Source organism: Lysinibacillus sp. 10T31, assembly GCF_056394365.1.
The window spans coordinates 1-26,387 of sequence record NZ_JBFTHS010000026.1; the positions used below are offsets into that span (position 1 = coordinate 1).

Here is a 26,387-nt window from a genome sequence, read left to right on the forward strand (position 1 = left end):
CGTTGAGTACTACGATAAATTAAAAACGCAACCCTATAACAAATGTCATAAGGTTGCCTCCATCGCATGTGTAAACAAGTTATTGAAAACGATCTTCTTTCTTGTCACACATAATCAAAACTACGACTACAGGTTGGCTCCCTAGTACARTCGTAGCATCAGTTTAACATACTAAAGCCTTATGAAAAATCGAAAAATCACTAGGCTTTATTCGGCATGGTCCAATTTATCAAAATAATATCAGAGAGTTAAGAAAGTTATTATAGATACTTGACTAATCGTAAGAAAGAGCTGCCTATGCAACTAAATAATTTCCAAGTAAAGCTCTCCGTTATTTCAATAAGTACATACTTTCCTCAAAGTGTGAAATCAATTCATAGTTCTAAAAACTTCCTAATTAAGATATTCTTCAATATACGGTTATCCATATTTCAGGAGGAATCTATATATGAAAAAACGTACTACAATCGGAAAATTCCTTTATTGTATAGGTGTCTTTATGTTTATGAGTGGATTTTTTACGTCAATCGGTTCAAGTACTTACATTTCATTTATTCCGAACCAATCTGTTGCACTAATTTACATTTTTATAGGAATGGCTTTTTTATTAACTTCAATTTTTTTTAAAAAAGAACTATTCAATAACTAAATATTTTTTTCTGAACAATATGTTTCGTTGGGTCCTTACAATGTTCAGGAGTCACATTTGGAATTTAAAATAATGGAATAGTGAAGATAATTAATATAAAACAAAAAAATTAGGTACTCACTTTTATAGGGTTTTCAAATCATTAAATGAAAAAAGATTCTTTTGGTACATATCCTTGGTGTACCGAACGCCAACAAAGGAATCTTTTTAAATACATAAAAAATCAATGTTATATTCATAACTTTTCTTTCATTGAAAACCTCCAAAAAGGCTTAGGAGTTTATGGTAGTGGTTATGGATCTGGTTCATCATTTGCTCTAATTGTTTTTCTATTCATTCTTCTAATTATTGAGTGCTAGTTTCATTTCAAAATATTATTAATACCCAATACCGCCTCTAATGCTCATAATTATTAGGGTAATACTAACTTTCCCTTGCACCTTCATATCTATCTTTACTAAGGGTAACTTTCCTCTGATGCCTTGTTTATTTTTCCTTACTCAAAGTATTCATCCCTTCACAATTTTCATATTTGGAATAAAATTTACCCTCATCACACAGAATAATTAAATAAAAAGGTGGTGATAAAAATGAATTTAAAGTTGGTAATAAAACCATCCTTTAACCAGCTAATAATTCTTTTGCTTTTAGTAAAAATTCTCTTCTTCTAATAAAAAATTAAGAAGATGACGACACTTGAAATGAGTGTTGTCACACGTTAAATAAAAAAATACATAATGATTGTTTTGCTTTATGCATAATAAAAAGCCACACCTATTGGATATGACTTGAACTATATTTTATTCAGATGCTGATGTCTCGATTGTTTCACCGTTATTACAAATAAGACACTTAGCTTTAAATTCTATACTCGTTGAGAGCTTCTGCAACATATTTAATTCATTAGCCAACTTTTCTATTTCAACCAATCCTTCACTTTGCAATTTAGTAGTGACCATCTCAAGTTGTTTTAATTTCTGTTGAATTAATTCTATATTATCCCTATATTTCCCTAAAATATTTTCAGTATCCAATATCTCACCTTGATTATTTATGTTTTTTAGCATTTGGTTGACTCTTCCTCTCTATCTTAAAGTCATCATTATGGTGCGGTCTTTGTCACATGAGATATTGCTTAAGACATAAAACCGTCTCATAAATTGGATTTAATTAGCACTAGGTTTAACTTATTTAGCAATTTTTAATAAGCAGTATTGTACTTTGAATCTCTTTTATTTTCATCTTGTTTCTTTGTTCATTTTTGACTCACTTCCTCAGAAAAATAATCTCAAAATGTGCAGTAACTTAACCTTCAATAATGAACGATTAAATTTAGTCGATTGTTAGCCTATTGCCCTTTACTCCATATTTCATTCGAATAAAATACTACTAATGGAGGTGAAAAAATGGATAACTGTAGTAACTGTAATAAACGTTCCTGCTTATGTGGAAGCCAAATAGGACCATTCACAGCCGTTGATCTCTGTGGAATTACTGGCGCTATTCCCCCTATAACACCAACAGCATGTAGTGGTCTTTGCGAATATGGATATATATATAATCTAGGTCCTGAAACTGTAGCTGTAGAAGCAGATATTATTTTTGATTCAACAGGTATAGTTACTCCGGGAATTACGCATGCTCCAGGAACCTCTCAAATTTTTGTTACTAGACCAGGAATCTACGAGGTTACTTTCAGCGTATCAGGTGTTGAACCTAACCAATTCACATTATTTTTAAATGGTGTACCGATTCCAGAAACAGTCTATGGTTCAGGGGCTGGTACTCAACAAAACAATGGTCAGGCAATAATTGCTATACCGTCTGGCGGTATACTTACACTTAGAAATCATTCCTCCGCTGCAGCAGTAATCCTTCAAACTTTGGCAGGAGGCACACAAACTAACGTAAATGCTTCTATTATCCTTAAAATGTTAAGTCCAATTGTCTAGAGATATAAAGACTCTCTTTGATTCAAAACTTCAAAAAAAAAATAGATTTCGTAGTTAGGAGTGATTAACCTTTTGCACAGGAATTACTCCTTTTTTCTTTTCATATTTATGCGCGCTTCCTTTATAGCAATAGGTAAGATTTTGAAGTTATCTCCATCTTTTCCCCTGCTCCACACCCAACGTGCAGCTTTCACCGCATTAGGCGTTCCATCTTATCCTTTTAGACTAAAGCAACTAAATTACATTTCTTACGAAATTGGTTTAATTTCTCCAATTGTTTACCATCCAATCGGAGAAGGCTCTTATATCGTTCAATTGTCTCTGTTTCTGTAGCGTGGATTAATTTGTGAACATTTCTATGCACTATTACGAGGTTCTTGAATTCATCAGTACCACCCATATGTCGAGGGATTCTGTGATGACAATGAACTTCTTCAGCCACTAAGAATTCTCCTGTTATCGCACATTTACCTGATTGCATAGAGTATCTTGAAATTCGATTATCTACATATTCAAGATTATCGCTATAAGGAATTCTTTTTAGTAGTTTATTTATTTCAATAGCTACGTCACTTTTTAACTGTTTATATAGCTGTAATCTTCCTTCTTTTGTATAGTTGCATAAGTCTTGACTAAAATTTCTACTGTTCACAGTTTTTATATCCGCTAAAGGGAAAAGGTGTATTCCCTCTATTTCAAATGTCTTGTAATTATTTTTGTTAAACCTTTTATATGTTTCTGAGGGTTTAATTGGTATTCCATATTTCCCAATAGATTTGAGTCGATTGTATAAGGTTCGAGAAAGCCGATAGGCTATTTCAGAGAAGTCAGTGTTCACATGCGTTGCTATCTTGTAGTAGTTTTTTATTCCAAGAACATATGCGTTATAATTCATAGCCATTTTAGCTGTTGGATTTTTTCGGATTTCATGAATTAACTTTCTGGCTTTTTGCAGAATTGTTTTCACTTTATCATCCATAACGTGTGTATTGGCTACATATCGCTTTCCTTTTTTGATTACTTTGAGTGAGAATCCAAGAAATTCGGATGCTCTTCTCCGTAAGTTGGTGATCTTTGATTTTTCATTGGAAATGTCAAGATGTAAGTAATTCTTGAGATAACCTTTAACTGCATGATAGATTTTGGTAGCATTTTTATGGGATGTTGTGAATATCTTAAAGTCATCTGCATACCTCACGATATACATTTCCTTTAAGGTCGTAGTTCTTTTTATCATGTAAACTTTATTTTTTCTTTCTTTATAATTGGAATTGGTTTTCATATTTTCCCATTGATTGCTTATCCACCAATCTAAATCGTTCAATACAATATTGGATAGAAGAGGTGAGAGAATCCCTCCTTGCGGAGTTCCTTTTGTTGGGATTCCTATACCTTTTATAGGGGCTTTTAGCATTTTTGATACTACACTTAATACCCTTTTGTCACAAATTCCTATACTGTACATTTGTTTTAACAGTTTTGAGTGACTGACATTATCAAAGAAACCTTTTATATCTATGTCTACTACATGTTGATTTAATGCAATATTAGCAAGAAATTGACATCTCCCCATTGCATGATGAGTTGACCTATTTGGTCTAAAGCCATACGAATGGTTGTAAAATCTAGCTTCACAGATTGGCTCTAGTATTTGTTTAAACATTTGTTGTATAAGTCTATCTCTCATGGTCGGAATCCCTAGTGGTCTGGTTTTCCCATTTGGTTTTGGTATTTCTACTCTTCTGACCGTTTGAGGTTTGTAGTTCTTTAATGTTGTTCTTATTTCGTCCACAAATGTTTCAACATCTTCTATTTTATATTGCTCTATGGTGATACCATCTGTACCAGCAGTTTTTGAACCTGTGTTAGCCTTAATATTCCGATAAGCTAGTAGAATATTATTTTTAGATATAATATGTTCGTATAAATTTAAACCTTTGGTTGCATTATTCTTACTTCTTTCGTAAAGGTCATCAAATATACTTTGCATATCATAATATTCTGCATGTCGTAGTGTTGTACTCACCGATGGTGTGTTGCCCCTTTCATAAGAAAAGTCCCATCATCTTACTCGACCTTGTGAGTTTCATTTAGTTGATTTAGTTTTCAAAGAACAAGACTTGGGGCTATCCCTCCACGGTCATTACTCGCTTCATTGGTACTGTGCCCCTACTTTCACAAGGATAAAGAAATTTCGGCATATGCCTTATGTCCACCATCCCGATAATAGTCGTTAAATGGATGTTCCTTGCTTACAACGTTCCGATTAACCTAGCTTTCCATATATCCTTAGGTGCTTGCTATAAGCCTGTTAAACTATATTCTCCTTGTCGAATATCCCGAAGTTCATATTCAGTAATCTTACTTTTCGGTGTTTAACTCTGAATAAATCAGACTATGTTTTTCAATCATAGTTATTGTCTAGACCCTTACATTCGCAAGTTCGTCAGCCCTAATGGGCATTCTCACCATAGATATTTTATAGCATCCCGACCTATTAAGTACCTTATCCTTTCTTAGCAACTTAGGTACTCTTCAGCCGACTTTACCTAGCTTCATACACATCCTGTCTATTACCAGTTCATGCATGTAGGAGTATCAGATAATTCGTTTCAGCTCAACATGACGGCTTTCATTCCGAATTTCGGTTAATCAGTTGTGGCTGTAATAACAGCCCTCCCATTTCATGAATAAACATTTATAGGGAAACGTTTCGCACACTGAACAATATCTTTCTAAAACGTGTTAACAACTGTAATTAATTTGCAAAGCTTTATTTTCATTTATTGGATAAATAATTGTTCCCGAAAACCAATCATCACCATGTTGAGTTTGTTGTATATAATAATCATCTTGTTTTTTAAATGTAGAACCATCATATTCAGCGTAAACATCATCATCTTCTTTAACTTCTTTATAGTCTACAATTGCAGAAATTCCCCAACTAACGTCAGATAATTCTTCGATCAATCCATTTATATAATCAATTGTTTGTTGCATAAAGAATCATTCCTTTCTATGCATTTTCTTTCCTATGGACAGTTCACTTTGTGCAAAATGTAAACTACATATATCATATCTAGAATAGTATAAAAGAGGCATATTGCTTCCCTCCTCGAAGGATCGCTGAAGGACCAGCAGTGATCCTTTTTTTATATAGGTCAATTAACTATACAAACTTAGTTATCGAATCATATAAATAGTAGTGTTAAGCAAATACGCTTAGCAATCCCACAATTGCGATCACACCATAATTACTATTTAGTCATTTCTTTTTAAGGAGATGGCTCTTTTTTTCGTCCTTTTCTGACATTTTTATAGTGTTATAAATATTTTTAAAATCCCATTACATACATTAGTTTCGGGATAGCAACCTGTTGCATGGCATCGCCCCAAGTTGTTATTGCATTAAGCTATCCCACTATTACATAATTACCTTTCCAAACATTTTTCCGAGCTGTAGGGTGTGATGATGCGGCTTTTTTAATGTATAGGTAACCTTAATTTGCATACATTAAAATTGAGTGTATCGCACGCACTTATAAAGGCTGTGGCGTTGGTTGACCGTCACGGCTTTTCGTCATATTGTACAGAAACACACGCTGTAGCTTTTTTAAATGAATAAATTCCCTTAAATCTGGATATTCTAAGAAGGTCTTAGATGTCTCAAACTAACTAAAGACTGTGGCGTTGGCGAGCGCCGCAGTTTTTTATTGCATTTATAAATGTAATATGCACAAATACGTCTTTTTCATCTCAAAACATAAATCTTTTATTGATTTATAGTTGGTCACACTCTAAGTGACCCTTTTTTATTTCTTAAAAAACGAATTATTTTTCTTTTTACACCCATACTATCCATGTTTAAAAATGTTCAAATAAGAAAGGAAGTGCGAGTATGGGAATACTTAGTGGTAACCCTAAAGATGAACCGTTACATTACGGTGAAGTTTTTAGTATCTGGACACACCTTACTGTCAATTACGGCTTCATAGCTGGATATCAAACGTTTTATAATCATGCAGGCGATGATGATTTAAGAAAAATTATCGAAGATATCATCGACACTTGTAGAGAAGAAACAAAACAGTTAGAAAAAATATTAAAAACTAACGGTATTGCTTTACCACCTGCACCACCAGAAAGACCCGTTGCAAGAATTGAGGATATCCCTCCTGGTGCAAAATTTAATGATCCAGAGATTAGCGCTACTATCACAGGTGACATGGCTGCCGGGCTAGTTACATGTAGCCAAGTTATGGGTATGTCAACTAGAGAAGATATTGGACTAATGTATGGTCAGTTCCATACAGCAAAAGCTCAACTTGGAGCAAAACTATTACGTCTTAATAAATCTAAAGGTTGGTTAGTTCCACCGCCATTACATGTAGATTACCCAGAAAAATAACAATATTTTGCCTGACAAACCGTCTCCCCAGTATTACACTGGGGTTTTTTATACCCTTTTTTATTGACCGATTGATTTTTTCTATCGAAGTATAAGATTGCCAGAACCCTCTTCTGCAATAAAAAAGATACTTTTGATGCACACTTTTGGAGTAGCGATGGCGATGAATTTATTTGGTCACGGAATCGCTCTATCGAGTGATTTTGTTATACAAGGAGCTCCGAAGCTAACGGCTGATGCTGCTGGTATTCCAGTAAGTGAGGTAATGACTGCTAGTATTCCCCTTGTTATTACAATGGGCGTTGTTACTACGGTAGTCGCTTATATCTTATTACGCCGGGATATGAAGCGTGGATCAGCGAATTTATATGCAACAAACGACACAAATGAAAATGTAGAACAAGTAGCTGCTGAAAACCTGCTAACACTCGGGCAAAAACGCTTTTTCGCAGTACTTATTCCAATTGCCTTTGTACTCGATGTCATCGCCATGTCTATCTTAAAATTACAAGGCGGAGATGCAACAGCTTTAATAGGAGGCACATCTGTCTTTATACTACTGTTGCTTTGTGTTGTAGCCCACAAAAAACAAGGGCTTGAAAAGACAACAAGCTATTTCATTCAAGGTTTCCAATTCGGATTTAAAGTGTTTGGACCAGTTATTCCAATCGCAGCCTTTTTCTATTTAGGAGATTCCGGATTTACACAAATTATTGGTGACTACTTACCAGCCACTTCACACGGTATTGTCAACGATCTCGGTGTGGGTCTAGCTGCGGTAGTTCCATTAACAAAGGGAATTGCAGTCGTCACTTTAGCAGTCGTTGGCGCCATTACAGGCTTAGACGGCTCTGGCTTCTCAGGCATTTCCTTAGCAGGTTCTGTCGGTAGTCTGTTTGGCAATGCTATTGGTGGAGGTACTGCTACTTTAACAGCTTTAGGGCAAATAACAGCTATTTTTGTAGGAGGCGGTACTTTAATTCCTTGGGCATTAATCCCGGCTGCTGCTATATGCAATGTTAGCCCATTCGAACTTGCAAGGCGTAATTTATTGCCAGTGGCGATTGGCCTTGTGATTACAACTATTGTGGCGGTGTTTTTAATATAACATTGTAAAAGTAAGGAACTCTTTTAGTGGTTTCTTACTTTTTCTTTTCCACACATATCATAATGGTATAATTTAACTCTATAAATTAGAAAGGCAGATGAGTTCAATGAAAGTTTCCTATTGGCGTGGAGAAAAAATACGGTTGAGGGCAGCCAAATCTGAGGACATTCATATATTTGAAAATTTAGATGATGACATACTTAAAAACCTTGATTCAATCGCCTTCCCTCGGACAAATCAGCAAATTGAAGAATGGATAAATGAAATATCACAAGGGGCATCTACTGACAGTGATGATTTTTACTGGATTGCGGAGGATACTTCGAACAATGTCGTGGGGACAATTGAGGTTTCTGACTGTGATGCAAAGAATGGGACCTTTGATTATGCTATAACGGTATTTCCCTCGCATAGAGGAAAAGGGTATGCAAAAGATATGATTTTAACGATTTTAAAGCATTATTTCTTTGAACTTCGCTATCAGAAAGCAACAATTTGTATTTACTCTTTTAATGCATCTTCTATAGCTCTACATAAAAAACTGCGATTTGTTGAGGAAGGTCGGTTGAGAAATATGATTTATACAAATGGTACCTTTTATGATGAGGTCTATTTTGGAATGACAAAGGATGAATTTACTAAAATACATTGTAATTAGAAAGAGATGACTTCTGCACATTACAGAAGTCATCTCTTTCTCTCTTAACATTCACTATAATATTTTTGCAAATTCTCATGAAACACCTGCTGTAGTTGATGTTCGCTAATACCTAAAACAAAAGCTTCACATATCATTTGTTCGACCTTTATAGAAGTTTGTTGAAGGTTAACGCTCTTTGCTTCAGCAGACTTTTTAACAATTGCTTTAGAGTTAGGTTTTATATCGATTATCCCCTTCTTCTGAAGCTCCTTATAGCTTTTATGAACGGTATGAAGATTGAGGTTTGTTTGAGCTGCTAAATCACGAATGGAAGGTAATGGGTCACCATTTTGCAATTTCCCTGTCGCTATTTCAAAAAGTAGTTGCTGGGTTAACTGGTGATAAAAAGGAACTTTACTCATTGGATCTATTTTTACATTCAATTGTTCACGTATCCTTTCATATGGTTCTTCGCCAAAAATAAGTTCATCAGGGTGGGGACTAGACGACTCCTTGAGGACCAGTCCATACGGTTTCTATAAATTTTGTATCGATAACATTTTCTTCACCTCATCCCATATCATTTATGCCGCCTAATGTTTGAACACCTACTGAAAAAGTGACTTAAACCCGTATTCATCACCCCATAAAGTGACGGGAGACATCTGTATCTGTCGCTTCGCTTTCGATACAAAAGACATCTGTGCCTGCCGCTCCGCTTTCGCACAGAAGACTTGGCTGAAAGAAGTTAAAACTTCTTTTTCGCAATAAAACTTTGCATAGTAATGATCATCAATAGAACTAACAGCAGTGTTACTACAATATTGATGCCATACCAAGATCCCACATCACCTGTCGTTAGAATATTTGTTGCATACATACTATTACTAGCAGGATTCACAACGTCGATGAATGGATGTAGTCCCGCGATAAAACGACATAATAATAGAACGACGATACTTATAAGTGCTATAAATGCAGGACTATTAAAAAATGTACTCATCATCGCAACAAACGTTATGATGAATAACAGCCAAACACAATAAAATACAAAAGCCCACATAGCTTGTGTCATAGGAACAGTAGTAAATAAATACGCTGAATAGCCATAGGATGCGGCATAGCCAAGAGCTATACATATAACAGCTAAAATATAATGGATGATGATTTTACTATTTAAATAAGATGATATCGATACTGGTCTTGTTAGGATAAAAGCCATCATGCCATTTGCTTTCTCTCCTTGGATAATACTCATAGTGGCAACGACAAGAATAATAATGCCTAGCTGATCAAATTGTGAATTTAAAGTTGAGGCAAGTACCTCCTGTCCCACAGGCTTTGCCATCGCAGGATCAATTATTATACCTTGAACACCACCTGCTGATTGTAAAATAACAGGTAAATAATACATCATAATCGGTTGGGTTAGCCCTAGTAAAATAAATACGATTGGGAGCCACAATATTTTAAACTCCCTTGCCATTTGATGTACTTCTTTTTTGCTTAATGCAATAAAGACACTCATGCACTTACACCACCAATTCTAAAAATATTTCTTCGAGATTGTCTTGAATACCCACTTCAAATTTAGTAAACATCACTTTTGAATCCAGGCCGTGCTGTATTAATCGATTAGCATCTGCTTCCAAATTTTCAACGTGTATTTTGAAGCCATTTCCACAGCTTTCGATTTTCTGTACATAAGATAATTGTTCAAGCATTGCTAACCACTGAAAATCTACCTTACGAATCATTAAAAAGATGGCTGATTCTTGATGGCGCTTAAGTAACTCTGATTTTGTAGCATCCTCTATTTTGTGACCATTTTTAATCATCACAAAACGCTGACAAATTTCCTCCGCATCGCTCAATATATGCGTTGATATTAAAACTGTCGTTTCTTTTTTTATCTCTTTTAATAGATTTAATACTTCTCTTCTCCCTATTGGATCTAGCGCTGATACCGGTTCATCCATAATCATTAAAGCTGGCTTATGCAATAATGCTTGTGCGATGCCAAGGCGTTGCTTCATACCACCTGAAAATGTCCCGACATGAATATGTGCTTCCTTCCCTAAGCCAACCTTTTCTAAAAGCAATGGAATTTCTTTCTGCAATTCACTTTTTGATATGCCAGAAAGTGTTCCCATAAGGGACAATGTTTCAAATGCAGTCATCCATGAGAAAAAATTAGGATACTGAGGTAAGTAACCAATTTGATTTCTCATAGATGAAATCTTTTGACCATCAAGAAGAATTTCCCCTTTGTCTGCATTCAGAATGTCGGCAATGATTTGAATTAACGTGGATTTTCCCGCTCCATTTGGTCCAATTAATCCGACACACTCATTAGCATCAATGACCATTGAAAAATTATTCACGGCTGTTTTTTGTTTAAACTTTTTCGTAATATTTTTAATCTCTAAGCGCACGTTTATTTACATCCTTTCTGCCAATAATGAAGTATAGAACAGAACCAATTGAGTTACAGAACAAAATAATAATTGTCCACATCAGTATGTTTTCCCGCGTATCTCGGTGCCGATATAAATCGAATAAAGCAACAATGATTAGAACAAATCCTACGAATAAAAATGGCAAAATGATTGGAAGTATACTTGCCCAATCCAGTTGGCTTAACTCATCAAAACCATAGTGTAATTTCATTTCTTAAACCTCCATTCATTATCATTATCGATAATGATAACAGAAGATGTAAAAAATTTCATTACCTTTCTACTGTACATCTGTAAAAAAAATATATAGTATATTTATTGATAATGTTCTCATATTGATAACATTTGATTGCTTCCCTTGATTCCATCTGATAGGAGGATCGTTTTTATGCGGAATAAAGCAGAAGTTTTAATGCACCCTGTGAGAATGAAAATTTTACAAGCTCTAATGCACGATAAAGAAGAAGGCTTAAGCACTTTGGAGATGATTTCTATCATAAAGGATGTACCTCAAGCTACTTTGTATCGCCACATCCAAATTTTAGTGGATGAAAACATCATAAAAATTGTGAAAGAGCGAAAAGTACGTTCTGTTACAGAAAAATTTTATGCAGTAAATGAAGGAGCAATAAAACTTAATAAGGAGGATTGGACACAACTAACGATTAAACAAAAATTAAATTATGTTTCCTACTACCAATTAGCTTTACTATCTCAATATCAAAATTATTTAAATTCACTTGATGAAGAAAAAAGACTTGCCGATTTACCAACTTTTTCTATTATTGATTTGAGATTAACGACTGATCAATTTATGAGTTTTGAAAATGAATTAAACGATTTAATAAATAAATACTATAATATGGCCGACTCAAGCAAAGAGACTGAGACAAAAACAATTGCTATAAATATTATTCCAAAACCTTAAGTAATATTTTTACATAAAGAAATGGAGAAGATTTATGAAAAGAAGAAAGACAGTTGAAAATACACGAAAATTTATCATGATTATAATTGGCGCCATCATCGCAGCATATGGACTAGAAGCGGTATTAATTCCGAACGATGTCATTGATGGTGGCGTAACGGGGCTTAGTATTATGGGCGCACACCTCTTTGGTATTCCATTAGGCGTACTGCTCTTTGTATTAAACATTCCTTTTATTTGGATTGGCTACAAACAAGTAGGTAAAACTTTTGCATTGATGAGTACTGCTGGGATTGCAGCTCTATCTATTTCCACAGTGCTTATGCATGATGTTAAAACAATTTTAGGCCCAAATGATCCATTATTAATTGTTTTATCTGGTGGTATGCTACTAGGTGTTGGGATTGGGATTGTCTTACGTAACGGCGGCGCTTTGGATGGCTCTGAAATTTTAGCCGTGTTACTTTCACGTAAGGTTCCGTTTTCAGTCGGGGATATTATATTATTTATTAATGCCTTTATTTTCTTAGGGGCAAGTTTTATTTTTGGCTTAGAGAGCGCACTATACTCAGCTTTAACATACTTTATTGCAAAAAACGTTATCGATATTATCCAAGATGGTTTAGAAAAATCAAAAGATGTTCGTGTCGTCAGTGCAAAATCAGAGGATATTGGTGATGCGATCCAAGCTCGTTTAGGACGTGGTGTTACATATACAAAAGGGTTTGGCGGTTTTTCTAATGAACCCACTGATATATTAAACTGTGTCATTAACCGTATGGAAGAAAATAAACTTGTATCGATTATTAAAGATATTGATGAAAGTGCCTTCATAGTTATTTCTGATGTTTCAGAGGTGCGTGGTGGGAACTTCAAAAAACGTGATATCCACTAAAACAAAAGTAAGTAAGTCGCTCGTAGACTTACTTACTTTTTTGTCTATTTACTTAGGTTTACTTGCGTAGCTAGCTCTCCTACGTTTACTTTTTCATATTTTAATCCACTAATAAGACATAATGCTCCTCCTATTACAACGGCTGTTGCACCAAACAAGGCAAACTGATAGCTATTTGTAGAATTGGCTAATGTTCCTGCAAGTGAAGGACCTAACATCTGTCCCAAAGCATAACCAGCTGTTAGATAACCTAATATTTGATGACTGTTCACCGGCAATATTTGTCTTGCTAATGTTGTGGCCACAGTTGTAATTCCCATAAAGGTTGCTCCAAAAATAAAAGCACTAGTGTAGAGTGTCATCGTATTTGTCGCAAATGCTGGTAAAACAATTCCTAGCCCTTGAAATAGCATAGAAATCAATAATGTCCTCACATAGCCGTGTCGCTGTGCAAGTTTAGACCAAACAATGCAAGATGGAATTGCTGCAATCCCAACAACAAACCATACAAAGGCTGCATCACCATGAAAGCCTGTTGACTCTTCTGCTGTTGATACGATAAATGTCCCCGTGACAATGTAGCCAAGGCCCTCTAAGCTATAAGCTAAAATGAGCCACTTCATCCATGTCGTAGGCGGGAATTTTCGCATTGCTACTGTCTGACTTGATTTCTGTTGTGTATGTTGAGTAACTGGCTTAATGAAAAATACGACGAATACAAGTAATATGACACTAAATAACGCCAAAGCAATCCATGTTCCATCCCAATCAAACATTGCATGAATAGGTGATACAATAACCGCACTTAGGGCAATTCCTGTACCTACCCCGCTATAAAAAAGCCCTGATAAATGCGCTTTGCCATTCTCAGCTAACTGATCGAGTACAAGGCTAGCAACAACTACAAAGATCAACGCACTCATTACCCCTGAAATAAAACGAAGTAAATACCATGCAATAACAGCATCAGTAAAGCCCATCATAGCTGTTGTCAAAATGCTAATAACAAGCGCTATTTGTAAAAAGGGGATACGTTTATCCCCGATTTGTAACCGACCAGCCACCAATGCCCCTACTAAGTATCCGAAATAATTACTAGTTGCTAGAAAACCTGCTGTGGCACGACTAAAAGCAAAAGTATCTTGCATATACGGCAAGATAACCGTATAGGAAAAACGACCAATGGCCATGGCAATGATTAATGTAAAAATGCCTCCTACTAAATATTGAACTGTTTGTTTGTGCATATTTCCCTCTCCCCTTCCTCTCACTATAACGAAAGTTCAGGTATTACAAAGAGCTCAAATTCGTTATAATAGATATCAAATAAACTGATGGCCGGAGGGAACTTATGAATATTAATGATCTCTTAATTTTTCGGACAGTCGTGCAATCAGGTAGCTTCTCCAAGGCGGCTGCAGAACTTAATTACACCCAATCCAACATCTCTATGAAAATACAAAATCTCGAGAACATGTATAATACAACTTTTTTTTATCGAGGACATCGAGGCATAAGCTTGACTGCAAAGGGAGAGCAATTTTTTGAGATAGTTTCAAAAATGCTACATCTCTATGAAAAATCCTTTGAAATACTTCAGGATACAGAGGAAAATAAAGGACTTTTACGTATTGGTTCAATGGAAACGACTGCGGCACTGCACCTACCTACCTTGTTAACGACTTTTCATAAAGCACACGATCAGGTGGATATCACTATATTGACAAGTCCATCCCAACAAAATATTAAACGGCTAGAAAACTATGAATTGGATGGTGCGTTTGTAAATGGACCCGTTTATAAAGAAAATATCCTTGCGAAGGAATTTGTTTGTGAGGAGCTTGTTGTCATCACATCTAGCAAGCATAAACGAATTGACAGCCAGCGAGATTTAGAGGACAGCACATTTATTACTTTTCCTCATGGCTGCTCATATAGAGCTATTTGGGAGCATTGGTTGCGTGAAGACGGTGTGCAACCACAAAAGCGTATGGAATTTGGCACCCTCGACGGAATCATTGGCTGCGTTGCTGCTGGACTAGGTGTAACATTACTGCCACGTGCAGTCGCTCAAAAATATATGGATACTCAATCACTGTCGCTGCACATACTAGCAACAAAGCAGGCTCAAATCCCGACTTGGTTTATTTATCGCAATGACGAAGTACAATCACCTGCGCTAAAATATTTTCTAGAGACGATTGATGCATACAAATATCCGTCGGTTTGAGACGGGGCTACGGTTCTATCCGTCACTTTGAGGCGGGCTATCCATCTTTTTGTCGGTTCTATCCACGCTTCGAGGCGGGCTATCCATCTTTTTGTCGATTCTATCCACGCTTTGAGGCGAGCTATCCATCTTTTTGATAGTTCTATCCACGTTTTGAGGCGGGCTATCCATCTTTTTGAGGGTTCTATCCACACCTGGAGGCGGGCTATCCATCTTTTTGATAGTTCTATCCACGCTTTGAGGCGGGCTATCCATCTTTTTGTCGGTTCTATCCACGCTTTGAGGCGGGCTATCCATCTTTTTGTCGGTCTATCCACGCTTTGAGGCGGGCTATCCAGCTTTTTGATAGTTCTATCCACACTTGGAGGCGGGCTATCCAGCTTTTTGATAGTTCTATCCACGCTTTGAGGCGGGGCTATCCATCACTATTAACAACAAGATTTAAAAAAGGAGAAATAAATGGACTTATTTATCGCAAGTAATCGTCAATTACCTATCCGATATTTCGTCAATGAAGCGGTTTGGATTCGTCGCGGTTGCTTAAGTTTACATCAATTAACACTGCCCTTTTTTGTAGAAGTAGAAATAAAAGACCCACTTCATTTATTGAAAATTACAGAATATGTTCAAGATGTTCAAAAACAATATAGCTATACTGAAATTCAAATTATTATTAAAGACAAAAATATTTTAATGCACTTACAAAAGAGCCTTCCCCACTCTAATGCCAATCATATTCTCACTATTGAGCAACTCATTCGCCCATGAAAAAAGGTAGCATTGCACTAATGCTACCTTACTATTTTTATCAATTATGCCTTGGAATAATTGCGTCCGAGGCTTTAACTTCTTTCAGCGGATATTTGGACACCCGCTGAAAGAAGTTAAACTGTAACAGGAAGTTCGATGTTAAACTGCAACATTCCTTCCTTATACTTCGCGTCAATTTTACCACCATGTAGTTCTACAATGCTTTTAGCAATAGCAAGGCCAAGTCCTGAACCTTCCGCTACACTTGTTCTAGATTGATCTTTTTTATAAAATCGCTCAAATAAGTTCATAAGCTCTTCGGATGTAAATTCATTACTTTCATTTGCAACACAGATTTGAACATTACCCTCATTTCTTTCAAGAGAAATAAAAATCTTGCCTTCACCTATACTATATTTGATTGCATTCATTAATAAATTATCAAAGACCCTGACAATTTTTTCAGAATCTACTGAAGCAAAGATCCGTTCCTCCGAGAAATTTTTAACGAAGGTACGATGGTTCTCCTCTGCTTGAGGAATCAACTCCTCAATTAGCTGATCAAGAAGTTCATTGATGCATACCTCTTGTTGCCCAAGGACAATGCTTTCATTCGTTAGCTTCGTATATTCAAATAAATCATCAATTAGGTTTTTTAACTGTTCGGATTTTGAGAAAGCAATCTTTAAATACTCATCATATTGCTCCTTCGTGTCGTATCTCTCATCTCTTAACAATCGTAAGTAGCCCATAATCGAAGTAAGAGGTGTTCTTAGGTCATGCGAAACATTAGTAATTAATTCATTTTTTTGTTTTTCAATCCTTCGTTCCATCTCTATATTGGTCATAATTGCTTCGGCCATATGATTTACATTCTCTGTTAATAAAGCGATTTCATCTATTCCCTTTTTCTCAATTCGATAAGTTAAATCTCCTTTTGCGATTTCCTTAACCCCCTTTGCTAACGATTCAATTTGTTTCATTTTTCGTTTTGTTAAATAAAAGAATGAAAGGGTAAAAACTGCAATTCCAATTAATAAAGGAACAGGCCCCTCCATGCTTTTAATAAGTATGCCTGTTGGAATACCACTGACAAATAAATATAAATTTTTATTTTCTATAGTTATTGGATAAAAGGCAATAATTTCTTTACGCGATTGCTTGACTGTAGGTATATCATAATTAAAATTATAGAGTGGATGATTGATTGCAAAATCCATTACCTGACGAATCTTATTATGTACATCAATTTGTTCTTCTTCCGCTTGCTTTGTTTTATACAAAACTTTCCCGTGCTCATCGGTAACTAACACTTTCAGCGCATGCTCTGTCAATTTCAGTTTTTCATTTTCTGCTTCAATCATTTGCAGTATAGTTTCGACACTATTTTCACTAACAGCCAAATCTGCCGCTTGCTGTGCTTGAAAATTTATTTGCTGCATATCTCCACTGTAGTCAATGGTAGGTGTTGGATTCCCAACATAAGGTAGAGTAACTCGCGCAGCAAGTAAACCGAGAAATGCACAAAGGATAAAGGTTGTTAAAAGTTGAATTCTAATACTTTCCCGAACCTTTGTAATGGCATTCACTATAAATAATTTAAGTTTGCTTAGTATGTATTTAAATGGCTTAATGATCTTTCTCAATTTTATAACCTACTCCCCATACTGTTTTAATATATTGAGGATTTCTTGGATTTGTCTCAATTCTTTCTCGAATTTTACGAATATGTACCATTACCGTATTTTCAGACTGAATAGCCTCTTCCTTCCAAACCTTTTCATAAATTTGCTCAGCGCTCATCACAATGCCTTGATTTCTTGCAAATAATTCAAGAATTGAAAACTCCCTTGGCGTCAGCTTCACTTTTTCATTGTTGACGATTACTTCATGTGTGTCAGTATTAATTCGCAGATCACCAATTTCTATCTCATTTTCGTTCATACTATCTAGTCGATCCATTTTGATATATCTACGAAGCTGAGATTTTATGCGCGCAATTAGCTCTAAAGGGTTAAAGGGCTTTGTTACATAATCATCTGCCCCTAAAGTTAATCCGGTGATTTTATCCATATCCTGAGACTTTGCTGACAGCATGATAATTGGCATCTCGGCTATTTCCCTTACCTTCATACACATTTCGATACCATCCACGTTCGGCATCATAATATCTAAGACAATTAAATGTACTTGATGTTTCTTTAAAAGACTTAAGCCCTCATCTCCATCACTTGCTTCTAGAACTTCATAGCCTTCATTTTTTAAATAAATAGCAATAAGATTTCTAATCTCTTTTTCATCATCAACTATAAGTATTGTTTCTTTAGTCATCTAATCCCACCAATTTCAAAGTATAATCAGGTATATTAATCAAAGCCATCATCTTACCGTGATGTTGATTTCCGTTACGTCTAGGCGCTTTCCTGAGGGCATCCGATGAGTCGCTTCGCTCAAGAGTCTCGGGCCAACAGATGTTTTTTCTGTGCGAAAGCGAAGCGACAGCAACGTGTTTTGTCTGTGCGAGCGACAGCAAAAGGGTTATATCTGCGCGAAAGCGAAGCGGCAGCAGCAACAACACGATGTTGGTCACGAAGGCGTTATCACAGGACGTGATGGTTTTAGCCTTCGTTCCTCTATTGCTAATCCCCTAGGAATCACCCAGTTTTCTCTCCAATCAACCTAATTCTTGCAATATATTTCCTATTAATAATTACCGTTCCTAATTTTAACTATTTTTTTATTTTTCGTATATAAAAATAAAAAAACATTCTACATTACCGACTTTAATTTTCGTTTATAAAAATAATAAAAACATCCCACAATACCGACGAATGCGCCAAAATATATACCGTATTTTGTTGCTAGTATGGAAATGTTTTCAATGTGCTTTCCGAAGAACAAACCAAGTGTAAAGTAAATTAATGTCCAAACAAAACCTGCTGTGTAGTAATACAAAGCGTATTTTTTAAATGACATGTTGTTCATACCTACTAAGTATGGAAGTATATGTCTCACAATTGGTATGAAATAGCTTATAACTAATGCAAAATGACCATATCTATCTATTAGTTCTTTTGACTTTAATAAATATTTAGCCTTTTTCTTTTTCACCAATTTATCAAGTATTTTATGGCCAAACACTTTACCAAGGATAAATCCTAAGGAAAGTCCTGAAACTGCACCAAGATAAGTTATTACAAAAGCTTTCAACACACTCATTTTATCTAATGAAGACATAAAGCCGCCGCTCATAACGATCATCTCATCAGGAAGGGGCATACCTACGATTCCTAACCATAAGCTAAAAAATAAAGCAAAATAACCATATTGCTCGATATATGATACAAGATCCTGTAGTCCCATTAATTAGCCCTCACATTTCCAAGTTTGCAGCTCAGCACATAGGCAGGTGGAAAATTAATCCATACTTTTTTATGTGAAATTTCCTCAAAATATTTTTGAATAAAGGATTTCCTAACAAGTGAATATTGGAATGTAATAAATTTCCCGTCTTCTAAGCACTCCTTTACATTTCGTAAAATACGTGAGGAAACGGCAGGATTCAAAGATGTAAAAGGTAACCCAGATACGACATAGTCAATTTTTTCGATATTTAATACTGACATATATTCGCATAAATCCTCAGCTGATCCATGTATTACGATTATACTCGGCTCATGTTCAAATTGTTCACGTAGCTTTTCACAAAAAATCTCATTATGTTCAATAAGAATTAACTTTGTTGACCGCTCTTTTCTTTTCACTAATTCTTTCGTAAATGAACCAGTACCTGGACCTAGTTCAACAATGCATTGAGCATTTTCAAAACAAATTGTTTCGACCATTTTTTTTGCTAATTTTTTTGAACTAGGTGAAATTGCACCTATAGTTTTTGGATGTTTTATAAATTCAATAAGAAACGTTATAAATTGCATTCATTTTCTCCCCGATCATTAGTAATTATTAGATGCTTTTACTATAAAGAGCATTTCTTAAAGAATTGCGGGGAGATTTCTTAAATTTTTCTTAAGAGTCAGAAAAGGTTTTCAGGTCATCGGTTCTATTAATTTTTTCCTACACAAAATAGTCATACAATTGCTTCCAGTAGAATAGAAACCTATATAGAGTTATACGGAAAAATAAAGTGGGGTGTGAAAGGATGCTTAAACTAACTGATGCAAAAGAAATGGTACTTGGAATTGTGCAACATGACCCATTGTTTGTCGTAATAAAAAATACACCTTTGGAAGAAATACTTTATAACGACGACTATTTAGCGCATATTGTAGAAACAAATTATTATTCTACATCAGAAGTCGCTAGCTGGTTTGAAATAACGGATGCGATGCTTCGCTATTACATTAAACCATTTGAACAGTATATTTTTGATAATGCTTCAAATAGCCCAAACACCAATATTCGTTTGAACCTTCCTGCCATTTTAAGACTTCGCATGATTTTACTGCTAAAAGATAAACACCGCGTTAGAGGCTTAAAACATTTACTTGGGATTGATGATAACGGTCAACTCATCAATCATCAAATAACTGCAACAACTATGGGTACTGATGATTTAGCGAATAAAGTTGATGTTCTAGGAAATGTTCTTCAGCAAATGATTCAAACAGGACTTTTTAATATTCTTCCAAACGAAGAACATGGATCCTTACAAGTAACGATAAATCAAGATTTTCTCGCACAAAAAATTCAATTAGTATCCTCAGAATCGGATCTTCAAGTAGAAGAAATTCAAAAAGAAACAGCTGAACTTAAACAAGAAAATGAAAATCTACAAAAACAAATTTCAGAGTTGCAAGAGCGTAGCGTAAAGGATATTGTTCAAAAAATGCGTGAGCGTCATATCGAAAATGAAATTGTATCGACATTACGGACAGAAGCATTACAGCAATTTGCGATGGAAAATAAGGCAGGCTTTTTCAGAAAAACTTTTCGTTCCTCTCAAATTGAGATGGAAAAGGAACAATTTGTGTTGAGTTATATTTCGAAGCACTTAGAAGAACGTTTAGAAGTAGCACTGAATAATTATTATGGAGAATAAATATCTTCCAATTGATATTACATGTAAAATTGTAATCACTATGCGGAGAACATGAAGGGGTCTTTTTAAAGAAGCCATTCATGTTCTTTTTTATAGTTATTTATTTTTTGAAAAATAGTCTTATAATCATTATAAAGAACAGTCCAAGAGGTGAAGTATTTGGATTTTCAGGTCCAAATGGTGCCGGTAAATCTACTACAATACGGCATTTAATGGGTTTCTTACAACCCACAGAAGGACAGTGTTTCATAAAGGGCTTAGATTGTCGCCGATCTACGGCTGATATTCAAAAATTTGTAGGATATTTACCGGGAGAAATTGCTTTTATCGATAAAATGACTGGACAACAATTTATCAAATTTATCGCCAAAATGCGCGGGCTAAATGATTTAACAAGAGCTCATGAACTTATGCAATACTTTGAATTAAATGCCACTGGACTTAAAAAAGCTTAAATACTTCACGATTTACTCATTGTTTGCACCTGAAAAATTAATGACTCAAAATAACTCGTCTATTTGGATGCTAGGAGCATTGTTTTTAATTGGGATGCTTTGCTATATGCTGGCGATTCGTATTTTCGTTAAGCGAGATTTGTATTTATAAATATTAAAATCTGCTTGCTTTCTTGGAGCAAGCAGATTCTTGTAAAACTTATTGTTGCAAAGATGCCAAATCACCAAGGAAACGCAATAATCGAAAATGAATCATTGCTAACTCCTCCACGTTTATATCTTCATCTCCACTGTCTAACCACTCTTGAATAACACCTAAAATCGCGGAAGTTAAAAACGCTTCAAAATATCGTTGGAATTCTGGATCAAGCCCTTCTTTCCGCATAACAGAGATTCTGTCCAATATATGATTACTAAAAACTTTCTTCATCCTCTTACTAAAAGCGGGACTCCCCTGCTCCCCTAAAATAACTCGAAAGGCTGTTGCATGCTCTTTAATATATTCAAACACTGCTATAAATGGCTGATAAAGTTGGCCTATTTTTATCGTGTGAAAGGCTTCTAGTGGCTGAACGTTTTTTACATAGCTTTCTAGTTCATTTAATAATTCCTGCTGCAAATCCTCCATCACTTCATATTTATCCTTATAATGTAAATAAAAAGTTCCTCGATTAATGTTTGCAGTAATAGCTAGACTTTTTACTGTTACTCGTTCAAAACCTACTTCCTCTATTTGTATAAGTAATGCATTTTTTATAGCTCGTTTAGTTTCAAAATTCATAATATCGTGAATAGACATTTAGATCCCCCATTGTATTATCACTTTATTCTGATTAGTATTTAGCGATGTTGATCAAATATGCCTCGGCATATTTGCTGTCGCTTCGCTTTCGCACAGATAAACAATGCGTATGGAATAGGCTAACTTCTTTTAAGCTGGTGTTTGGACACCTTTACCTGTCGCTATGCTTTCGGTACAAAAGACATTTGCTGAAAGGAGTTATATGGTTACCTCAATGATCTCAACAAGGTCAAATAGTGTTGTAATTACAGTATTACCTTATTTATCGGTATTCCTCATTATTTTTTTCATCAACCTAATTTAGTAAATGGTTATTTATAAAATTTTTGTTAACATTTTACTATTTACAATGGATTTTGGGGTATTAGTAAGTCTTTTTGACCTAGGCATTCTGATTTCACCTAGCTCAAAATGTGAAATACAAAAATCACTTAACACTTTTTAGTTATCTGTTTATTGTAATTCTCAGAACACTGCCTTAAAATTTCAGGTATCAACACTGTGTTTAGTAAAGGAGAGATGGATATATGGGAAACAATGCAATTTCATTAAACTCCATTGAAAAAAAGTTTCACCAAAAACAAGTAATTGCACCGCTATCCTTAGAAATTCCTAAGGGACAGCTTATTGGCTTACTTGGCCCTTCAGGTTGTGGGAAAACGACGTTAATTAAAATGATTATGGGAATGCTCAAGCCCGATAATGGCAATATTCAAGTGTTAAATCATACAGTTCCTCACAAGCAATTACTGACGGATATCGGCTATATGGCACAATCTGATGCACTGTATTTGGATTTAACCGGTGAAGAGAATCTTCATTTTTTTGCAAAGCTTTATCGTTTATCAAAAAAAGAACGTTTGGAGCGTGTCAATTATGCTGCAAGCCTTGTTCATTTAACGGATGATTTAAATGGTAAGGTGTTGAATTATTCTGGAGGAATGAAACGAAGATTATCCCTTGCAATTGCTCTTATCCAAAATCCAAAGTTGTTGATTTTAGATGAGCCAACTGTTGGTATTGATCCCGTATTGAAAAAAGAAATTTGGCTGGAGTTAATTCGTTTAAAAAACGATGAGCATAAAACCATTTTAGTAACAACACATGCCATGGATGAAGCAGAGCGCTGTGACCAGTTAGCTATGCTACGCAATGGTCATATTATCGCGCATGGAACACCACATGATTTGAAAGCACATTACCAGGCAAAGGACTTTGATGAAGTGTTTTTAAAGGCTGGAGGTGAAACACTATGAGAATCGGCGCAATTGTTACAAGAATTATACAACAAATGATCCGCGATAAACGTACACTCGCCTTATTATTTTTTGCACCCCTTCTTGTGCTTTCGTTAATGTATTTTGTTTTTAATAGTAATGAACCTGAAATGACACTAGTCGTATCAAATGGTCCTGCATCAATAATCGAAAAGCTTGAAGAGGCGGATTTTCATGTTATTGAAAATAATGATTTTTCTATTGCCAGTTTAAAAGATGAAAAATATGATGGCTGGTTAGCTTTTCATCAAACTCAATTGAAGCTCACATTATTAAATGATGATCCGTCTACAGCCAAGGCTTTAAAGATGAAGCTTTCTCAAGTTTTACAGCCTGAACAATCTGCAATGATGAAGTTGACGACTGATTATGTATATGGCGATGAAAATACCGCTACTTTTGATATTTTTAGCCCTATGCTTACAGGCTTCTTTGTTTTCTTCTTCGTCTTTTTAATTACAGGTATAGCGTTGTTAAAAGAACGAACTTCAGGGACATTAGAACGCTTACTAGCGACACCGGTTAAACGTTCTGAAATTGTTGCTGGTTATATGATTGGTTATGGATTGTTTGCATTTATTCAAACGACTATTATTGTTCTATTCGGGGTTTATGTCCTTGATATCGTACACGTTGGCTCCATCTGGCTTGTGCTACTAATCAATATTGTCGTTGCACTTGTATCATTATCATTAGGAGCTCTTTTATCAAGTTTTGCATCATCAGAGTTTCAAATGATGCAATTTATTCCGCTTGTCATTGTACCGCAAATTTTCTTTTCAGGTATTTTCCCACTTGATAATATGGTTGAGTGGCTGCAAAATCTTGGTCGTATTATGCCACTATACTATGCCGCTGACGCGTTGAATGGGGTTATGTATAAGGGATATTCCTTTAGTGAAATTCTAGTGGACTTAGCGATTCTTGCTTGCTTCGCTCTTGTATTTATTACATTAAATATTATAAGTTTAAAAAAATATCGATCATTATAATCAAAGGGTATTGCTACAAAAAACTACCTCTAAATACAGAAGTAGCGGAATTAACGTTTAAACCGTTTACTATGACGACGTTTTGGCCTTTTAATTTTGAGCTAAATTAATTCGGATGTATGACATTATATTATTTCATACTTAACCCCTAGATTTTTTCTAGGGGTTATTTAATTTAAAAAAGAATCTCCAGTTATAAATTTTATAACAAAAGTAACAGCATACATAAAAGCTCCTACTGAAAATACCCCCAGAAAAAAATAACCAATAAGTTTTAAATTATCTTTTATTGCTCCTAACAAATCATTTAGAAATCGTTGCATAGATTTCACTCCATTCAATATTAAGAATAAAATAATTTCAATCTCTTAATAATCTGGTATTTACGCTCTTAATTGTAACACAGTAAAATATAATTTGTTAAAAATAAACAACTAATAAATATTATACCTTTATTGGTATTTTCGCCTTTTTCCTTTGTTTTATTTTCAAGTTAAATTTTAGTTTAATTAATTAGTGTTAAAACATAGGGGTTCTACTCAAAATTGGGCAGAACCTTTTACATAGTCATTCTATAAGTTGATTGGAGTGGAGGCTGGGCGCCCCCTTGGGGATTAGCGTCACAGACGAGACCATGCAGCTCAGCGGATATTTATTGTGTGAAAGTGTAGTGCTAACGTAGCGGCAGCAACTGGGTTTTGTCTGTACGAAAGCGAAGCTACCAGCCGGAACGGAAATCAACTCTCCACTTTATGCTGGTAGGTCACAAACTACCCAAAAATAGAAAATAACACCAATTTTTTATTAGCAAAGGAACTACTATTCATCTATACTAAATTTACAGTTAGTGGTTAAAATAAAAAGCCTAAAAATAAAGGTGTGTAAAGATGTATACGATTATGGAATTACAGAACATTTCTAAACAGTATAGAGGAAAGAAAATTTTAGAGAATGCTACATTTTCTATTTGCTCTAATCAAATTTTGGCTCTAGTAGGAAAGAATGGGTCAGGTAAGAGTACCCTTCTAAAAATTATTGCGGAATTAGTCGATGCTGACAGTGGTTCTATCGTGAAACATCGACAATCTTTAAAAATTGGCTATGTGCCAGAAGTGACCCCTTCACATATTTTGTTTACACCTGAAGAATATCTTTATCATATGGGCAGTATTCGAGGCATGGCAAAAAAACAACTACAGCAAAAAATAAATGAGTTACTAGAATTATTTCAATTACAGGATGCTCGTAACATTCGTATTGTTAATTTTTCTAAGGGTATGAAGCAAAAGGTTATGATTATGCAGGCAATGCTTGAAGACACAGATCTATTAATCTTAGATGAACCGTTATCAGGACTCGATCCTAAGGCCCAAAGTGACTTAGAAGAAACTCTCTCTATTTTAAAGGACAAAGGGTTAAGTATCGTTTTAACATGTCACGAAACAAAATTACTGCAACATCTTGTTGATACAGTACTTGTTATTCAAAATAATAAGGTCATTCAAGCTGAATCATTCAATAAAAATGTTATAAAGAAAAATAAATTAATTTTTGAAATATCAAGTGAAAAATTATTGGACAACCTATTACCTTTTCTTGAAATTCAACATCAAAGTCTTTTAAATAATGGTTGTCATGAGGTCATTACCGTTATTAAGACAGAAGATACAGATCAAGTATTATTGGATCTCCTACAAAAAAAAGCCTCTATAAAACAATTAATCCCAATCAATCAGAAGGAGGAACAATTTTATACCCATTTTTAAGGAGGAAAGACGCTGAC

General features: G+C 35.0%; 29 protein-coding genes and 2 pseudogenes. 17 read left to right on the plus strand and 14 right to left on the minus strand.

From position 1 onward, the window contains the following. From AC1DCY_RS15800 to AC1DCY_RS15810, 3 genes and pseudogenes are all read left to right on the plus strand, one after another. Positions 1 to 145 (plus strand): annotated as a pseudogene (locus AC1DCY_RS15800) (IS110 family RNA-guided transposase); the annotation flags it as partial. A gap of 303 nt (positions 146 to 448) precedes the next feature. Then, positions 449 to 649, plus strand: coding sequence for a hypothetical protein (locus tag AC1DCY_RS15805; protein WP_477351624.1), 201 nt, complete (start codon positions 449 to 451; stop codon positions 647 to 649). 146 nt (positions 650 to 795) lie between these two features. Continuing rightward, complete coding sequence (locus AC1DCY_RS15810) at positions 796 to 1,008, plus strand: YjcZ family sporulation protein (RefSeq protein ID WP_477351626.1); 213 nt, start codon at positions 796 to 798, stop codon at positions 1,006 to 1,008. Between the two features lie 441 nt (positions 1,009 to 1,449). Here AC1DCY_RS15810 and AC1DCY_RS15815 read toward each other — a convergent pair whose 3' ends face one another. Next, the gene (locus AC1DCY_RS15815) at positions 1,450 to 1,716 is read right to left on the minus strand and encodes a hypothetical protein (RefSeq protein ID WP_427108198.1); all 267 of its coding nucleotides are present in this window, start codon (positions 1,714 to 1,716) and stop codon (positions 1,450 to 1,452) included. 339 nt (positions 1,717 to 2,055) lie between these two features. Between AC1DCY_RS15815 and AC1DCY_RS15820 the strand changes: the two genes are divergently transcribed. Then, entirely contained in the window at positions 2,056 to 2,601 is a 546-nt protein-coding gene (locus tag AC1DCY_RS15820) for a BclA C-terminal domain-containing protein (protein ID WP_427108199.1), read from the plus strand. A 220-nt stretch (positions 2,602 to 2,821) separates the two neighbouring features. Here the strand turns inward: AC1DCY_RS15820 and ltrA are convergent, their stop codons facing one another. Together ltrA and AC1DCY_RS15830 are read right to left on the minus strand one after the other, a co-directional pair. After that, positions 2,822 to 4,627, minus strand: a complete 1,806-nt coding sequence (ltrA, locus tag AC1DCY_RS15825) for a group II intron reverse transcriptase/maturase (protein WP_477351629.1) — start codon at positions 4,625 to 4,627, stop codon at positions 2,822 to 2,824. A 719-nt stretch (positions 4,628 to 5,346) separates the two neighbouring features. Beyond that, positions 5,347 to 5,601, minus strand: coding sequence for a hypothetical protein (locus AC1DCY_RS15830; RefSeq protein ID WP_477351631.1), 255 nt, complete (start codon positions 5,599 to 5,601; stop codon positions 5,347 to 5,349). Between the two features lie 898 nt (positions 5,602 to 6,499). On the opposite strand from AC1DCY_RS15830, the gene AC1DCY_RS15835 reads away from it, so the two are divergent. The 3 genes and pseudogenes from AC1DCY_RS15835 (at position 6,500) to AC1DCY_RS15845 (ending at position 8,775) form a co-directional block, all read left to right on the plus strand. Continuing rightward, the gene (locus tag AC1DCY_RS15835; RefSeq protein ID WP_477351633.1) at positions 6,500 to 7,009 is read left to right on the plus strand and encodes a DUF3231 family protein; all 510 of its coding nucleotides are present in this window, start codon (positions 6,500 to 6,502) and stop codon (positions 7,007 to 7,009) included. A gap of 148 nt (positions 7,010 to 7,157) precedes the next feature. After that, positions 7,158 to 8,117, plus strand: a pseudogene (locus tag AC1DCY_RS15840) (hypothetical protein); the annotation flags it as partial. 106 nt (positions 8,118 to 8,223) lie between these two features. Beyond that, positions 8,224 to 8,775 carry a GNAT family N-acetyltransferase gene (locus AC1DCY_RS15845; protein WP_477351732.1) on the plus strand — a complete coding sequence of 184 codons (552 nt, stop codon included), beginning with the start codon at positions 8,224 to 8,226 and terminating at the stop codon, positions 8,773 to 8,775. A 44-nt stretch (positions 8,776 to 8,819) separates the two neighbouring features. Here the strand turns inward: AC1DCY_RS15845 and AC1DCY_RS15850 are convergent, their stop codons facing one another. From AC1DCY_RS15850 to AC1DCY_RS15865, 4 genes are all read right to left on the minus strand, one after another. Beyond that, positions 8,820 to 9,200, minus strand: a complete 381-nt coding sequence (locus tag AC1DCY_RS15850; RefSeq protein ID WP_477351635.1) for a GntR family transcriptional regulator — start codon at positions 9,198 to 9,200, stop codon at positions 8,820 to 8,822. Between the two features lie 305 nt (positions 9,201 to 9,505). Continuing rightward, positions 9,506 to 10,285, minus strand: coding sequence for an ABC transporter permease (locus AC1DCY_RS15855; RefSeq protein ID WP_477351637.1), 780 nt, complete (start codon positions 10,283 to 10,285; stop codon positions 9,506 to 9,508). 4 nt (positions 10,286 to 10,289) lie between these two features. Then, positions 10,290 to 11,192: an ABC transporter ATP-binding protein gene (locus tag AC1DCY_RS15860; RefSeq protein ID WP_477351639.1), complete on the minus strand. Its 903-nt coding sequence runs from the start codon at positions 11,190 to 11,192 to the stop codon at positions 10,290 to 10,292. Further along, complete coding sequence (locus tag AC1DCY_RS15865; RefSeq protein ID WP_370044272.1) at positions 11,176 to 11,427, minus strand: PLD nuclease N-terminal domain-containing protein; 252 nt, start codon at positions 11,425 to 11,427, stop codon at positions 11,176 to 11,178. Before AC1DCY_RS15865 ends, AC1DCY_RS15860 begins: the two co-directional genes overlap by 17 nt. 177 nt (positions 11,428 to 11,604) lie before the next feature. Between AC1DCY_RS15865 and AC1DCY_RS15870 the strand changes: the two genes are divergently transcribed. After that, complete coding sequence (locus AC1DCY_RS15870; protein WP_477351642.1) at positions 11,605 to 12,144, plus strand: helix-turn-helix domain-containing protein; 540 nt, start codon at positions 11,605 to 11,607, stop codon at positions 12,142 to 12,144. Between the two features lie 34 nt (positions 12,145 to 12,178). Beyond that, positions 12,179 to 13,039: a YitT family protein gene (locus AC1DCY_RS15875; RefSeq protein WP_477351644.1), complete on the plus strand. Its 861-nt coding sequence runs from the start codon at positions 12,179 to 12,181 to the stop codon at positions 13,037 to 13,039. Positions 13,040 to 13,083: 44 nt separating this feature from the next. Here the strand turns inward: AC1DCY_RS15875 and AC1DCY_RS15880 are convergent, their stop codons facing one another. Further along, positions 13,084 to 14,286, minus strand: coding sequence for a YbfB/YjiJ family MFS transporter (locus AC1DCY_RS15880; protein ID WP_477351646.1), 1,203 nt, complete (start codon positions 14,284 to 14,286; stop codon positions 13,084 to 13,086). 104 nt (positions 14,287 to 14,390) lie between these two features. Here AC1DCY_RS15880 and AC1DCY_RS15885 point away from each other — a divergent pair, with 104 nt between their 5' ends. Both AC1DCY_RS15885 and AC1DCY_RS15890 read left to right on the plus strand, forming a co-directional pair. Beyond that, on the plus strand, positions 14,391 to 15,269 hold the full coding sequence (locus tag AC1DCY_RS15885; RefSeq protein WP_477351648.1) for a LysR family transcriptional regulator: 879 nt from the start codon (positions 14,391 to 14,393) through the stop codon (positions 15,267 to 15,269). Between the two features lie 459 nt (positions 15,270 to 15,728). After that, positions 15,729 to 16,037: a hypothetical protein gene (locus AC1DCY_RS15890; protein WP_477351649.1), complete on the plus strand. Its 309-nt coding sequence runs from the start codon at positions 15,729 to 15,731 to the stop codon at positions 16,035 to 16,037. A gap of 116 nt (positions 16,038 to 16,153) precedes the next feature. Here AC1DCY_RS15890 and AC1DCY_RS15895 read toward each other — a convergent pair whose 3' ends face one another. Next, positions 16,154 to 17,665 carry a sensor histidine kinase gene (locus AC1DCY_RS15895; RefSeq protein WP_477351651.1) on the minus strand — a complete coding sequence of 504 codons (1,512 nt, stop codon included), beginning with the start codon at positions 17,663 to 17,665 and terminating at the stop codon, positions 16,154 to 16,156. After that, the gene (locus AC1DCY_RS15900; protein WP_477351652.1) at positions 17,649 to 18,350 is read right to left on the minus strand and encodes a response regulator transcription factor; all 702 of its coding nucleotides are present in this window, start codon (positions 18,348 to 18,350) and stop codon (positions 17,649 to 17,651) included. Before AC1DCY_RS15900 ends, AC1DCY_RS15895 begins: the two co-directional genes overlap by 17 nt. A 151-nt stretch (positions 18,351 to 18,501) precedes the next feature. Between AC1DCY_RS15900 and AC1DCY_RS15905 the strand changes: the two genes are divergently transcribed. Further along, positions 18,502 to 18,702, plus strand: coding sequence for a hypothetical protein (locus AC1DCY_RS15905; RefSeq protein WP_477351653.1), 201 nt, complete (start codon positions 18,502 to 18,504; stop codon positions 18,700 to 18,702). An 86-nt stretch (positions 18,703 to 18,788) separates the two neighbouring features. Here the strand turns inward: AC1DCY_RS15905 and AC1DCY_RS15910 are convergent, their stop codons facing one another. Both AC1DCY_RS15910 and AC1DCY_RS15915 read right to left on the minus strand, forming a co-directional pair. Further along, on the minus strand, positions 18,789 to 19,382 hold the full coding sequence (locus AC1DCY_RS15910; RefSeq protein WP_477351654.1) for a DedA family protein: 594 nt from the start codon (positions 19,380 to 19,382) through the stop codon (positions 18,789 to 18,791). Further along, a complete protein-coding gene (locus tag AC1DCY_RS15915; RefSeq protein ID WP_477351656.1) occupies positions 19,382 to 19,954 on the minus strand; it encodes a class I SAM-dependent methyltransferase in 573 nt (190 codons plus the stop codon). The genes AC1DCY_RS15910 and AC1DCY_RS15915 overlap by 1 nt, the downstream gene beginning before the upstream one ends. A gap of 224 nt (positions 19,955 to 20,178) precedes the next feature. Here AC1DCY_RS15915 and AC1DCY_RS15920 point away from each other — a divergent pair, with 224 nt between their 5' ends. Both AC1DCY_RS15920 and AC1DCY_RS15925 read left to right on the plus strand, forming a co-directional pair. Then, positions 20,179 to 21,078 (plus strand): hypothetical protein, encoded by a 900-nt coding sequence (locus AC1DCY_RS15920; protein WP_477351657.1) that lies wholly within the window; start codon positions 20,179 to 20,181, stop codon positions 21,076 to 21,078. 80 nt (positions 21,079 to 21,158) lie between these two features. After that, positions 21,159 to 21,533 carry an ATP-binding cassette domain-containing protein gene (locus AC1DCY_RS15925; RefSeq protein WP_477351658.1) on the plus strand — a complete coding sequence of 125 codons (375 nt, stop codon included), beginning with the start codon at positions 21,159 to 21,161 and terminating at the stop codon, positions 21,531 to 21,533. A gap of 199 nt (positions 21,534 to 21,732) precedes the next feature. On the opposite strand, the gene AC1DCY_RS15930 is transcribed toward AC1DCY_RS15925, so the two are convergent. Further along, the gene (locus AC1DCY_RS15930; RefSeq protein ID WP_477351660.1) at positions 21,733 to 22,332 is read right to left on the minus strand and encodes a TetR/AcrR family transcriptional regulator; all 600 of its coding nucleotides are present in this window, start codon (positions 22,330 to 22,332) and stop codon (positions 21,733 to 21,735) included. Between the two features lie 530 nt (positions 22,333 to 22,862). Here AC1DCY_RS15930 and AC1DCY_RS15935 point away from each other — a divergent pair. After that, the gene (locus AC1DCY_RS15935; protein WP_477351661.1) at positions 22,863 to 23,591 is read left to right on the plus strand and encodes an ABC transporter ATP-binding protein; all 729 of its coding nucleotides are present in this window, start codon (positions 22,863 to 22,865) and stop codon (positions 23,589 to 23,591) included. Further along, a complete protein-coding gene (locus AC1DCY_RS15940) occupies positions 23,588 to 24,604 on the plus strand; it encodes an ABC transporter permease (RefSeq protein ID WP_477351662.1) in 1,017 nt (338 codons plus the stop codon). Before AC1DCY_RS15935 ends, AC1DCY_RS15940 begins: the two co-directional genes overlap by 4 nt. A gap of 170 nt (positions 24,605 to 24,774) precedes the next feature. Here the strand turns inward: AC1DCY_RS15940 and AC1DCY_RS15945 are convergent, their stop codons facing one another. Continuing rightward, entirely contained in the window at positions 24,775 to 24,927 is a 153-nt protein-coding gene (locus tag AC1DCY_RS15945) for a hypothetical protein (protein ID WP_477351663.1), read from the minus strand. 564 nt (positions 24,928 to 25,491) lie between these two features. On the opposite strand from AC1DCY_RS15945, the gene AC1DCY_RS15950 reads away from it, so the two are divergent. Further along, positions 25,492 to 26,370, plus strand: coding sequence for an ABC transporter ATP-binding protein (locus tag AC1DCY_RS15950; RefSeq protein ID WP_477351665.1), 879 nt, complete (start codon positions 25,492 to 25,494; stop codon positions 26,368 to 26,370). Positions 26,371 to 26,387: the final 17 nt, after the last annotated feature.